General features: G+C 61.6%; 9 protein-coding genes. 3 read left to right on the top strand and 6 right to left on the bottom strand.

All coding sequences use genetic code 11. The features are described from left to right. Positions 1–52 precede the first annotated feature (52 nt). Positions 53–1,837 carry a SulP family inorganic anion transporter gene (locus BJD99_RS01035; RefSeq protein WP_084344932.1) on the top strand — a complete coding sequence of 595 codons (1,785 nt, stop codon included), beginning with the start codon at positions 53–55 and terminating at the stop codon, positions 1,835–1,837. Here the strand turns inward: BJD99_RS01035 and BJD99_RS01030 are convergent. Continuing rightward, complete coding sequence (locus BJD99_RS01030; RefSeq protein ID WP_084344930.1) at positions 1,767–4,262, bottom strand: plasma-membrane proton-efflux P-type ATPase; 2,496 nt, start codon at positions 4,260–4,262, stop codon at positions 1,767–1,769. The two genes, BJD99_RS01035 and BJD99_RS01030, sit on opposite strands and share 71 nt — an antisense overlap. 215 nt (positions 4,263–4,477) lie before the next feature. Next, positions 4,478–5,281, bottom strand: coding sequence for a GAF and ANTAR domain-containing protein (locus BJD99_RS01025; protein ID WP_084344928.1), 804 nt, complete (start codon positions 5,279–5,281; stop codon positions 4,478–4,480). A 197-nt stretch (positions 5,282–5,478) separates the two neighbouring features. Between BJD99_RS01025 and BJD99_RS01020 the strand changes: the two genes are divergently transcribed. Together BJD99_RS01020 and BJD99_RS01015 are read left to right on the top strand one after the other, a co-directional pair. After that, positions 5,479–6,264, top strand: coding sequence for a beta-phosphoglucomutase family hydrolase (locus BJD99_RS01020; protein ID WP_084345053.1), 786 nt, complete (start codon positions 5,479–5,481; stop codon positions 6,262–6,264). Next, positions 6,261–8,615, top strand: coding sequence for a glycoside hydrolase family 65 protein (locus tag BJD99_RS01015; RefSeq protein WP_084344926.1), 2,355 nt, complete (start codon positions 6,261–6,263; stop codon positions 8,613–8,615). Before BJD99_RS01020 ends, BJD99_RS01015 begins: the two co-directional genes overlap by 4 nt. A 32-nt stretch (positions 8,616–8,647) precedes the next feature. On the opposite strand, the gene BJD99_RS21080 is transcribed toward BJD99_RS01015, so the two are convergent. From BJD99_RS21080 to BJD99_RS00995, 4 genes are all read right to left on the bottom strand, one after another. Then, the gene (locus BJD99_RS21080; RefSeq protein WP_373270495.1) at positions 8,648–8,797 is read right to left on the bottom strand and encodes a hypothetical protein; all 150 of its coding nucleotides are present in this window, start codon (positions 8,795–8,797) and stop codon (positions 8,648–8,650) included. A gap of 113 nt (positions 8,798–8,910) precedes the next feature. Further along, positions 8,911–9,501 (bottom strand): histidine phosphatase family protein, encoded by a 591-nt coding sequence (locus tag BJD99_RS01005; protein WP_084344924.1) that lies wholly within the window; start codon positions 9,499–9,501, stop codon positions 8,911–8,913. A gap of 13 nt (positions 9,502–9,514) precedes the next feature. Further along, complete coding sequence (locus BJD99_RS01000) at positions 9,515–10,588, bottom strand: class I fructose-bisphosphate aldolase (RefSeq protein WP_218775681.1); 1,074 nt, start codon at positions 10,586–10,588, stop codon at positions 9,515–9,517. Then, positions 10,585–12,972: a phosphoketolase gene (locus BJD99_RS00995; protein ID WP_179142130.1), complete on the bottom strand. Its 2,388-nt coding sequence runs from the start codon at positions 12,970–12,972 to the stop codon at positions 10,585–10,587. Before BJD99_RS00995 ends, BJD99_RS01000 begins: the two co-directional genes overlap by 4 nt. Positions 12,973–13,017 lie beyond the last annotated feature (45 nt).

Genomic DNA, 13,017 nt, shown 5'->3' with positions numbered 1-13,017 from the left:
TCCGGCTCGAGCTGTTCATGTTCACAGTTGACGGCGATGCAAGGAGGCATCGATGCATCCGAAGTCGGCGTTGACACGTCGGGTGCGTTGTGTACGGCCGGTATTGTTTTCATCGTTGCAGGATTATCGGTGGTCCTGGCTACTCGGCGATCTGCTCGCGGGACTTACACTTTTGTCGATCGCGGTGCCCGAGCAATTGGCCACTGCACGGCTGGCAGGTATGCCGCCGATCACGGGCTTCTACGCGTTCGTTGCAGGCACACTCCTGTTCGCGTTGCTCGGATCGAACCGGCAGATGTCGATCGGGGCCGATTCGACGATCGCCCCACTCTTCGCCGTCGGAATCGCCACTGCGGTATCGACCGCCCCCGGTGATTATGTGGCGTCGGTGGGAATCCTCGCGGTGATGGTGGGTGTGATCGTGGCCCTGGTGGGCCTACTGCGACTCGGATGGATTGCCGAGTTCCTGTCGACGCCGATCATCGCTGGGTTCCTCGGTGGAGTCGCGATCATCATTGTTGTGCATCAGCTGCCCGACCTGCTCGGCCTGCCAGCCGTCAGCGGGGGGACGTTGAACCGAATCCGACTGATCGTCAGCGATCCGGCCATGGTAAACGGCTGGACGTTGGGTATCGGGGCCGGGGTTTTCGCTGTCGTGTTTCTCGCCGATCAGGTGGATCGACGGATTCCGGGTGCGTTGATCGCACTGGTGGGATCGACGATACTCGTCGGTGCGTTGAATCTGACTTCCCACGGGGTAGCAGTGCTGGGTTCGCTCGCACACGGCGCTCCACATCTCGGCCTGCACGGGGTGTCGTGGTCGGCGTTGAGCACACTTGCGCCCATCGCCGGTGTCGTCGCACTGGTGATCGTCAGCCAGAGTGCGGCGACCACGCGCGCTTTCGCCGACAAGGGCGGTTATGACGTGGATGTCAATCGCGACTTCCTCGGCATCGGAGCCGGCAATGTCGCCGCAGGCCTGGTGGGTGCGTTTCCGGTGAACGCGAGCCCGCCACGAACTGCAGCAGTGGTTTCGGCGTCGGGACGGACCCAGGTAGCGGGCATCGCTGCTGCCTGCGCGCTCGTGTTGCTGATCCCCGCTCTGGCGCTCCTCGAGAACCTGCCGGTGGCAACCCTGGCTGCGATTCTGATCTTCATCGCCACCCGAATCGTGCACGTACGCGAGCTGATCGATATCGCCCGCTACGACCGTTTCGAGTTCGCTCTCGCTGTGGTCACTCTCCTGACAGTTGCCCTCGTTGGTGTCGAGTACGGCATCGGCGTGGCGGTAGCGTTGGCAATTCTGGACCGCACCCGCCTCAGCGCACGTCCCCACCTTCACGTACTGGGACACATCCCATCGACAACCAGTTGGGTGCCCCTGAGCTACACCGAACAAGCGAGGAAGGTTCCCGGGGTACTCGTCGTGCAGTTCGCGACACCTCTGTGGTACGCCAACGCAACCGAATTTCGAACCGAGATCACCGCCACAATCGACGCCGCGGATGATCCCCTGCACCTCGTCGTGCTCGACACGATGGGGATGACCGATATCGACTACACGGGAGCGCACTCATTGCGGCAGTTGATCGATCAACTCCGCTCGAGAGGAATCACCTTCGCAATGGCAAGAACCAGCAAGACGGCGCGCAGAGGTTTGGCGCGGAGTGGACTGCTCGCGCTGATCGGAGAGGAGCACCTGTTCGAATCCGTAGGAGAAGCCGTGAGCGCCCTCAGTTCCCGATTGGAAGCCGAGAGCACACCAATTACGTCGCAGTCGAATTCACCCAACGATGATGAGGTCGCGGATCGAGGATTCGGTAGGCAAGGAGTTTGATGCGGTCACTGACAAGGAACCACAGGAGTGCGTAACCCCAGACTGCCGCGGCCCATCCCCAGCCGAGAGGGGACATGAAGAGCCCGTAGACGGCTATGAGAGTCGCGACGGCCTGGGTGCCGCAGACAGCGATCAGCAGGATGCGGGCGGGCCGAATGGACCAGAACGGCCCGCGGGTGCGGGTCAGGAAGATCGTCAGGTGCCCGGCGACGGAAAGCATGAGATACATCAACGTCTGTACGCGCGCGTGGCCGAGTTCGAAGACACGGTCCCCCAGGTAGAACAATCCGAAAGCGGCGATCGGCCCAACCACACCCAGAACTGTGGCAATACCGAGCACCATGCGCATGTTCCATGCTTCGGGTTCGTTGCGGTAGTGCACTTTGTCATAGGCAATGGACAATATGGCGCCGTCGTTGAGCAGCGCGAGCATCACGATCATGATGGCGGTGACCGGATAGAAGTTGAAGACCAGGATGGCAACGGTCATGAACAGCAGCACCCGCAACGTCTCCGCGATGCGGTAGATGGCGTAGCTGTTCATCCGCTGAAAGATCTTGCGGCTCTCCTTGATCGCCTCGATGATGACCGAGAGACCAGGAGTCATCAGTACGATATCGGCGGCCGCGCGGGCGGCGTCGGTGGCACCGGAGACGGCAATGCCGCAGTCCGCCTTCTTCAATGCGGGGGCGTCGTTGACCCCGTCCCCGGTCATGCCGGCGATGTGGCCACGCTTCTGTAGCACGTCGACGATGTGGTACTTGTGCTCTGGAAAGACTTGAGCGAAACCGTCTGCAATCTCGATGGATTCGGTCACCGCTGCCGATTCGTTCTTCTTCACGTCACCCAATGCCGCTGCATCTAGAATGTGTGTGCCCAAACCAATTTTGGACGCAGTTTCTTTGGCGATGGCCAGCGCATCGCCGGTGACCATCTTGACGGTGACGCCCATCGCGGCAGCGGTGGAGATGGTTTCCGCAGCGTCCTCGCGCGGAGGATCGAACAAGGGCAGGACTCCGACGAAGCGCCAGTCACCGTCTTTGTCGGCGCGGGCCACGCCCAGCGACCGGAATCCGTGCGCGGCGAAATCATCGACGGCACCGTCGGCGGCTCGGGTGATCTGTTCAGACGGTGTGGCCAGCGCCAAGATGACCTGTGGCGCGCCCTTCGTGACTCGGAACGTAGCCCCGTCGGATGCGCTGACGGTAGCCTCGGTGCGTTTGTGCACCGGGTCGAAAGGTGCGAAATGAGTGACTGTGAAGGTGTTCAAGATTGTCTCATCGTCGAGTCCGCCCAAGACTGCACGGTCGATGGGGTCGTCGTTGTCCGCGCGCGAGGCCAGCGCACCATCGAGAACGACAGCTGCCGGGGTCACACCATCGACGGCGAACGGGACACCCAACGTGAGTGAATTCTGGGTGAGTGTGCCTGTTTTGTCGGCGCACAGCACGTCCACACCGGCAAGTTCCTCGATGGCAACCAATCGGCTCACGATTGCCTGCTTCTTGGCGAGCAGCCGTGCGCCTACGGCCATCGTCACCGACAACACGGTCGGCATTGCCACCGGGATCGACGCAACGGTCAGGACCAGAGCGAACTGCAGAGTCGTGAGGATCTGGTCTCCGCGCAGCACTGCTACCAAGACGATGAGCGAGACAAGCGCAACCGCCAGAATGATCAGGTAGTTGCCGATCTGAAGCACAGCCTTTTGAAAATGGCTCACTGTGTGCGCGTCTTGCACCAATTCCGCGGTCTTCCCGAAATAGGTGCCGCTACCGGTGGCGTACACCAACGCACTGGCTTCCCCTTGTCGGATGACCGACCCCGAGAACACCGCGTCGCCGGTTGCGGCAGCAGCAGGCAGAGACTCTCCGGTCAGTGCCGACTGATCGACCTCGATGTCATCACCATCGAGCAGTCGTGCATCAGCAGGAACGATGTCACCGAGACGTAAGCGGATAACGTCACCCGGCACCAGCTCTCGTGCCGGTGCCGAAATCGACTTACCATCGCGGGTGACGCGCGCAGTAATAGCCAACTTGGCTTTGAGCGCGTCGATCGCGTTGCCTGCCTGACGTTCCTCGGTGTATCCGACGACACCGTTCGCCACTAGCAGCACCAGAATGATGAAGAAATCCGGCCAGTGCCCGACTGCGCCGGACAGAATGACGGCGATCTCGATCATCCACGGGATCGGGCCCCAGAAGTAGCTCAGGAATTTCAGCAGTGGATTGGTCTTGTGTTCAGCAATCTCGTTCGGCCCGAACTGCACCAACCGCTTCGCAGCATCGGCAATGCTCAGCCCGTCCGGTGAGTAGCCGAGCTGCGTCTTTACTGTGGCCAGCGGCACCGACTTGAAATCGATATCCGGTGCAGGCTGGTCCGCGGACCGTCGCGGCGCGGTCTGCGGGTCAGCCGCGGTCATAGCGCTGACCTGCTGCCGGCACCAAAGACATTGGGCGCGAAAAGGTCCGGTGAAAAATTCATGGCGATCCCCGAAAATTGCGGTGTCACCGAAGTGTCCGGCTGTGAGCGATTGCTCTGAGGGGTGCGGCTGACAGCCACCTTCATTTCGGACTGGCTGAGTGTCTCAACACAGTTGACGCTACACCCCATCGACCTGGGCGGAGCGGTCGCGATTCAGACCGGGTGGTGACGGGCAATCGCACGGCGAACGGCTTCGTCGACAATGTGTTGGGCCACCTCCCCCAATTTGCGATGCTCGGCCTGGCTGATCGCCCTCAGTTGACTGAAAGCGTCCTCGGCACTGCTCCCGCTGCGTCCGCGAAGCAGGCCGATCGCTTGATCGATCACCGGCCGTGTCGACAGAGCGCTCTGTAGCTGAGCAGCCAGTGTCGTCGCCTGGGCGAGGATCTGGGCATTGCGGACGGCGACTGCCGCGGGTTTGGCGAACAGTTCCCCGAGCTCGACGGCGTGCTCACCGAAGACATGCTTACCTCGGGCGTAGACGTTGATGGCCCCGACCACACGGTCAGGCAGCAACAGCGGTAGCGACAGTGCACTGTGCACGCCGAGTCTGCCCACACGCGGACCGAATCGCGGCCACATCTGCTCCCCGCCCAATGACCCCGACCGCACTGTGCGGCGCTCCGAGGCTGCGGTGATGCAGGGCCCCTCGTGCAGCGTCACATACTGAATCTTGTCGATTTCGGCGACGAACGGGGCGCTCGCTGCCAACGCCTCGACCAAGTTGTCGGTCCGGTCGACGCGCAACAGTGTTACCCCAGCACCATCCGCGCCGGGGATCGCACGAACTGCGAAAGCCGCGACGTCGGTCAACAACTCGAGGAGCCCGCCGCTACCCGCCACCAGCCCTGCCAATTCACCTATAGCGCTTCGCAAGTCGTCGAAATCTGTGCTGACCTGCTCCGCAGTCAACGATCCAGCTCGAATATTGTGAACCACTTCGGTGAACTCCGTCATCTGTATTTCCCTTAGCGCTCGATCAGTCCGCTCCAGGCCGCCGTACCGAGACAGACCTCCGACGACATGCCCATACAGCCGACGGCCGTGAGGTGAATTCTCACACCAACAGTAGCGCCGTCGCGGATACAAATTGAGGTGAATCTTGCCGGTCCTCATCCAAATACAAATAATTGCCAAGAGAATTTAAAGTGCTGATGGTTCCTTGCCGCGGCGGGTGGCAGCGTAGCGTCGACGTCGTGTTGGGTCTCCCGGATCAGGTACGCGGCTGTCTGTTCGATCTCGACGGTGTGCTGACGCAAACAGCTACAGTGCACGCGGCTGCATGGAAACAGATGTTCGACGCCTATCTCCGAGATCGGGCCGAGAAGTCGGATACCGAATTCGTGCCGTTCGACCGGGTCTCCGACTATGACGCTTACGTCGACGGCAAACCACGTGCAGATGGGACACGGTCCTTCCTCGAGTCGCGCGGAATCGAGTTGCCCGAAGGAGCCGACGATGAGCAGCCAGAGCGGTACACCGTGCAGGGCCTGGGGGCACGAAACAACACAATTTTGCTCCGAATGATCCACCGCGACGGGGTGACGGCCTACGAGGGATCAGTCCGCTATGTGCACGCAGCGCGTGACGCCGGATTGGCGCGCGCAGTGGTCTCGTCGAGCATCAACTGCCGTGACGTGCTCGCCTCGGCGGGGATCGAGGATCTTTTCGACGCCCGAATCGACGGAGTCGTCGCGCGCCGCGACCATCTGCGAGGCAAACCGGAACCCGACACGTTCCTCGCGGGTGCACATGCGCTGCAGGTGGAACCATCACAGGCGGCGGTGTTCGAGGACGCTCTCGCCGGGGTGGCGGCAGGTCGAGCAGGCGGCTTCGGTTTCGTCGTAGGAGTCGATCGGGTCGGGCAAGCCGACGCGCTACGTGCGCATGGGGCCGACATCGTGGTGACCGATCTGGCCGAACTGTTCGACCGGCGATGATTCTGAATCCGTCCTTCACCGTCGACCCGTGGTGTATTCGCGCAACCTCGTTCGATCTCAACTTGTTGGCACAGACCGAGTCGGTGTTTGCATTGTCGAACGGGCACATCGGGTGGCGCGGAAACCTCGACGAAGGTGAACCGAGCGGTCTGCCGGGGTCCTATCTGAACGGGGTGTGGGAGCAACGCCGTCTGCCGTATGCGGAGGCCGGATACGGCTACCCGGAGTCCGGCCAGACGGTTATCAACGTCACCGATGGAAAACTCATTCGGCTACTCATCGACGACGAACCCTTCGACATTCGCTACGGTGAATTGCACACTCACGAACAAGTGCTCGACTTGCGAGCCGGGGTACTGAGCCGCAGCGTCGACTGGACCTCGCCGGCCGGTCGCCGCATCCGGGTCACCTCGGTACGTCTGGTATCTCTGGTGCAACGGGCGGTAGCTGCGATCGCCTACGACGTGGAGGTCCTGGACGGTCCGGCCCGAGTCGTCGTGCAATCCGAACTCGTCGCCAACGAGCAGATGCCGCCGACCGACGACAATGACCCACGGGCTTCCTCGCCCCTCGACTCACCGCTGCAATCGGAGGCACATTCTTCCCACGCAGCCTGGGCCGAACTGCTGCACTGCACGCGGGGCAGTCAGTTGCGGATCGGGTGCGCGATGGACCACGTAGTGACCGGCCCGGCAGTACAGCAGGACGTGGCGAGCTACCCGGATCTTGCCCGCGTGACAGTGACCGCGGACCTGAGCCCCGGACAACCGCTCCACCTGGTCAAGTTCGTCGGCTACGGCTGGTCGAGTACGCGTTCGTTGCCGGGGGTACGCGCTCAGGTCGCTGGGGCGCTCACCGCCGCCACCGGGTGGGACGGCTTACTCGCCGAGCAACGCGACTACCTCGACGACTTCTGGGACCGCGCCGATGTCGAGGTCGAGGGAGACGCCGAGATCCAACAGGCCGTGCGGTTCGCGATGTTTCATGTATTGCAAGCAGGTGCCCGCGCCGAGGGCAAAGCAATCCCGGCGAAAGGCCTCACCGGTCCCGGGTACAATGGCCACACCTTCTGGGACACCGAAACATTCGTGCTTCCTGTGCTCACCTACACTTCACCGGACGCCGCCGCACACGCGTTGCGTTGGCGCCACGCCACCTTGCCTGCCGCGCTGGATCGAGCTGCTCATCTGGGTCTGCGGGGCGCAGCGTTTCCGTGGCGCACCATCGCAGGTGAGGAATGCTCGAGCTATTGGCCGGCCGGCACGGCTGCGTTTCATATCGCTGCCGATATCGCCGACGCGGTCGTCCGTTACGTACGCGTCACCGGGGACACAGAATTCGAACGGACCGTCGGCGTGGAATTGCTGGTGCAGACCGCCCGGCTGTGGCACAGCCTCGGTCATCACGACGACACGGGCAGGTTCCGCATCGACGGGGTCACCGGACCGGATGAATACAGTGCAATCGCCGACAACAACGTCTACACCAACCTGATGGCACAACAGAACCTGCAGGCCGCTGCCGACACCACCCACCGCTACCCCGAACGGGCCCGTGACCTCGACGTCGACGACGAGGAGACCGCGGCTTGGCGCGACGCCGCGCATGGCATGTACGTGCCCTACGACGACGAGCAGGGTGTGCACCCGCAAGCCGAGGGCTTCCTGGAACATCAGAGTTGGGACTTTGCTGCCACCGATGCCGGGAACTATCCACTGCTGCTTCACTTTCCATACTTCGATCTCTACCGTCGCAAGGTCACGAAGCAAGCCGACCTGGTGCTTGCCATGTATCTGCGCGGTGACGCGTTCACAACCGAGCAGAAAGCACGAAACTTCGACTACTACGAGGCAATCACTGTCCGGGACTCCTCGCTGTCGGCATGCATTCAGTCGGTCATCGCCGCCGAGGTCGGCCATCTCGGTCTCGCCCATGACTACCTCGGCGAGGCCGCGTTGATGGACCTGGACAACCTCGAACACAACACCCGTGACGGCCTCCACATTGCATCGTTGGCGGGGACCTGGATTGCGCTGGTCGGCGGGCTCGGCGGGATGCGCCACCACGACGACGGCGCCCTCGTATTCGGGCCTCGCCTGCCGGAGGGCATAACCCGGCTCGCATTCACCTTGTTTCTGCGCGGTCAACGACTGTATGTCGAAGTCACCCAGGGATCTGCTCGCTACTCCCTCACCGACGGGGCTCCGATGGACGTCGTCCACCACGGACACCCCGCCCAGGTCATCGCCGGACAACCTTTGCAGCTACCGATCCCTCATCCGACGCCGCGGCCGACGCCCACTCAACCGGCGGGGCGCGCGCCGGTGCACAGGCGACTCCGTCGTAGGTAAATGGAAGTACTTTCCCCAGCGCATACTTCCGGTCACTTGCTGAGCTGACTACGAAAAGACTCGAGCTCGCGGTGACGCTCCGGTGTGCCGTGCCCTTGCAGGATCTCGGGATGGACACGAGCGATGAGGACGTCCTCGTAGTACGAGCGGTTGAAGATCCCGATCCTGCCGCGTTCAGGCAAACGACAGGTGGTCCGCCAGAGAAAGTCGTGTTGTCCTGCTTCTACCCGGAACCTATCCATGAGCAACGTCGTCGCACATGACCCAAAAGACGTCTCCTGGGTAGTATTTCCGTTCATCTGGGGAGCAGCGCCGCATCCACATTCCACCGCCCGACGCAGCGCTCGCCGTGGTAGTCCTCGATCACTGAAATGGACGCGGTGATGCTGGCGAACAGCCGCCCACTCTCGGGGGTCAGGCCTAACGCCCGCGCAGCCAAAATTCGAGAAAAGTGCCCGTGGGTGACAACTACTACCGCCTCGTCGCCCGTCCCTGGTTGCGCATCGAGAAAGGAATCGGCCCGCTTCCCGACAGCCTCGGTGGATTCGCCGTGGGCACAACCGTCTCTCCAGATGTCCCAACTGGGTGCCAGAGAGTCGATCTGGGTTTTCGTCAGACCCTCGTAGTCGCCGTAATCGTATTCCGAGACGAGTGGATCCACTGTGACCGGCCAACCGGGGAGGGCGAGGGCAGCGGTCTCAGTTGCACGTCCGAGGGGACTGGAAATCGCTCGCGCACTGTGGCCGGACAACATGCGATCTATTAAAGGCGCCAGTGCGGAAGCTTGTCCACGACCGTGCGGTGTCAAGTCCAGATCGGTACTGCCGGTGTATCTTCGGTGTACTGTCCACTCGGTTTCACCATGACGAATGATGATTAGTTTCATCGTGTCGGGTCGCTCACGTCGGGGTGAGGACGGTTGAGGACGTGTACTTGCCACGTCGTGCGTCCTGATTATTTTCAGCGCGTTGACGTAGGGCGCGTTGTGCGGCGGCAGCATTCGCATCCTGTCCGTCCCAGATGGACAGGGCAGGTTGTTGAATTGCTCTGCCGTAGGAAAACCCGACGGGCCACGGCAATATCGGAAGTTCTGCGGAGTTGATGGCGTCGAGTCGTGCCGTCGCTAGATCACCGGATTGGCCACCGGAGAGAAAAACGATTCCAGCGGTCGCCGCGGGCACGGTCCGGCGCAGGCAAGAGATAGTAGCCTCGGCGACGTCTTCGACGCTCTCCTGAATTGGGCAGTCGAGCCCGGGAAGGACCATGTTGATCTTGAGCAGCATGGCCTCGACCACGACACCGTTCATGTGTAGCTGAGAAAAAACCTCTCGCAGAACAGTTTCGGTTACCTCGCCGCATCGGGCCGCGGTGTGGTCGCCGGTCATGAGCACTTCGGGTTCCACGACGGGAACGAGACCGGTTTCCTGACACAGAGCTGCGTAACGGGCCAGTGCGTGGGCATTGGCCTCTATGCATGCGCGGCTCGGCGTGGCCGGGCCGATGGTGAACACAGCCCGCCACTTGGCGAACCGGGCCCCCGACTCGGCGTACCGAACCAGACGTTCGCGCAGCCCGTCGAGACCTTCGGTCACTTTCTCGCCAGGATGGCCTGCCAGCGGGTGGGTACCGCGGTCCACCTTGATACCGGGGACGATGTCCCGATTCGCCAGGACGGTAGCGAACGCATGACCGCCAGAGGTGTTCTCGCGAATCGTTTCGTCACACAGGATGACTCCGCTGATGCTGTCGGCGAGGCCGGGCGTAGTGACAATCAGTTCTCGATAGCTTCGTCGGTTGTCCTCGGTCTCGGCAATCCCGAGTGCAGCGAATCTTTTGTTGCAGGTGGGGATGGACTCGTCGATTGCCAGCAGGCCCTTGTCGGCGGGGACCAAAGCATTCGCCGCAGCCACCAGGTACGCAATGCCCGGTCGATCGATCTCAGTCGCCGGCTCCCGGGCCGCTGTGCTCGTCACGACGCGGGGTTCCAGATCCAGTTGCGAATCTCGGGAAGGTCCTGGCCATGAATATCGATGTAGCGGTTGTGCTCGACGAGCTTGTCGGCCATCGTCTGCTTGAGGTAGTCGGCAGTGCCACCAAGTTCCGGGAGCCGGTCGATGACGTCCATGACGAGGTGGAATCGGTCGAGCCTGTTCTGCACCCTCATATCGAATTCGGTTGTGATACTGCCTTCTTCGTTGTATCCACGGACATGAAGATTTCGATTTGTACGACGATAGGTGAGTCGGTGGATCAGAGACGGGTACCCGTGGAAAGCGAAGATGATGTGCTTGCCGACGGTGAACATCGAGTCGTAATCGCCGTCGGACAATCCATGCGGGTGCTCGCTCGGGGATTGCAGCTTCATCAGGTCCACGACGTTGACGACCCGAACCTTCAGCTCAGGCAGGTGTTCCCGCAGGATCGACACCGCTCCCAACACTTCGAGGGTCGGGGTGTCGCCGCAGCACGCCAATACGATGTCAGGTTCGTCACCGGCGTCGTTGCCGGCCCATTCCCAGATGCCGATTCCTTCGGTGCAGTGCACTTCGGCCTGCTCGATGGTGAGCCATTGCGGCATCGGGTGTTTGCCCGCGACGATCACGTTGACGTAATGGCGGCTGCGGAGGCAGTGGTCCGCCACCGACAGTAGACAGTTGGCGTCCGGAGGCAGATAGATCCGGACGATGTCGGCTTTCTTGTTGACGACGTGGTCGAGGAAGCCGGGGTCTTGATGGGTGAATCCGTTGTGGTCCTGCTGCCAGACGTGGGAAGCGAGTAGATAGTTCAGGGAGGCGATGTTTCGCCGCCACGGTAGTTCCGAAGTTATTTTGAGCCATTTGGCGTGCTGGTTGAACATCGAGTCGACGATGTGGATGAATGCTTCGTAGCAGTTGAACAGCCCGTGCCGTCCAGTGAGCAGGTAGCCCTCGAGCCAACCCTCGCTCTGATGGGCGCTGAGCATCGAATCCAGGACCCTCCCCTGGGTCGCAAGATCTTCGTCGTTGTCTACGGTGCGAGCTTCCCACTGCCGGTCGGTGACTTCGAAGACAGCGCCGAGATTGTTGGACAGCGTTTCGTCGGGCCCGAAGATGCGGAAATTGCGTGCCTCGTCGTTCGCGGTTATCACGTCGCGCAGGAAGGTCCCGAGCACTCGGGTGTCTTCGGCGCTCACTGCACCGTGCGCGGTCACGGCCACGGCGTAGGTGCGGTAGTCGGGCATCACGAGGTCACGGCGCACGCCCGGGTTGGTGTGTGGGTTGACTCCCATCCGCCTCGGTCCATAGGGAGCAAGTTCGGCTAGTTCGGGAAGAAGGCGACCGGACGGATCGAAGAGCTCATCAGGTTCGTAACTGCGCATCCACGCGTCGAGTTGCTCGACGTGCTGCGGATGCGCCTCGTCGACCAGCAGTGGTACCTGGTGTGCCCGAAACGTCCCTTCGATCTTCACGCCGTCCACGAACTTCGGACCGGTCCACCCCTTCGGCGACCGCAGCACGATCATCGGCCACCTCGGTCTTGCGCTGTTACCCGTCGTTCGGGCGTGGTGTTGGATGGCGTGAATGGTCTCGATCGTTTCGTCCAGCACAGTAGCCATGAGCTCGTGCATCACGTCCGGATCGTCACCTTCGACGTAGCGTGGATCCCACCCGCAGCCACGAAGGAATTGATCGAGTTCCTCGGGTTCTATCCGCGAGAGCAGGGTGGGATTGCTGATCTTGAATCCGTTGAGATGCAGGATCGGTAGGACCGCTCCATCGCTGATGGAGTTGAGAAATTTGGTCGAATGCCACGCTGTGGCCAGCGGACCGGTCTCGGCCTCACCGTCGCCGATGATGCACGCCACGATCAGATCCGGATTGTCGAATGCGGCGCCGAAAGCGTGGCTCAGCGAATAGCCGAGTTCTCCACCTTCGTGAATCGAACCCGGAGTCGTCGGCGCCACGTGACTGGAAATGCCTCCAGGAAAGGAGAATTGGGTAAACAGCTTCTTCATCCCCGCCTCATCCTGGCTCACGTCGGGATAGATCTCTGAGTAAGAACCTTCCAGATAGGTGTTCGCGACGAGAGCAGGACCACCATGACCGGGCCCCGCAACGTAGAACATGTCCAGGCCGTACTTGTTGATTGCACGATTCAGATGCAGATAGATGAAGTTCTGCCCCGGCGTCGTTCCCCAGTGACCGACAACGAGCGGTTTGACATCCGAGAGCACCAGCGGCCTGGTCAACAGCGGATTGTCATAGAGGTAGATCTGACCGACCGAGAGGTAATTCGCCGCGCGCCAGTAAGCGTGCATCCTCCGCAGTAGTTCAGGTTCCAGTGTGTTGGCGTGTGGCATCACTACGGTGTCGGTCATGGGTGTCCTTGTTCTCGTCATGGGGAACTTCACTGTCGGTCGACT

Source organism: Rhodococcus sp. 1163 (assembly GCF_002091985.1).
Lineage (GTDB): Bacteria > Actinomycetota > Actinomycetes > Mycobacteriales > Mycobacteriaceae > Rhodococcoides.
The sequence above is the reverse complement of the archived record's forward strand: the minus strand, read 5'-3'. Positions and strand labels throughout refer to the sequence as shown.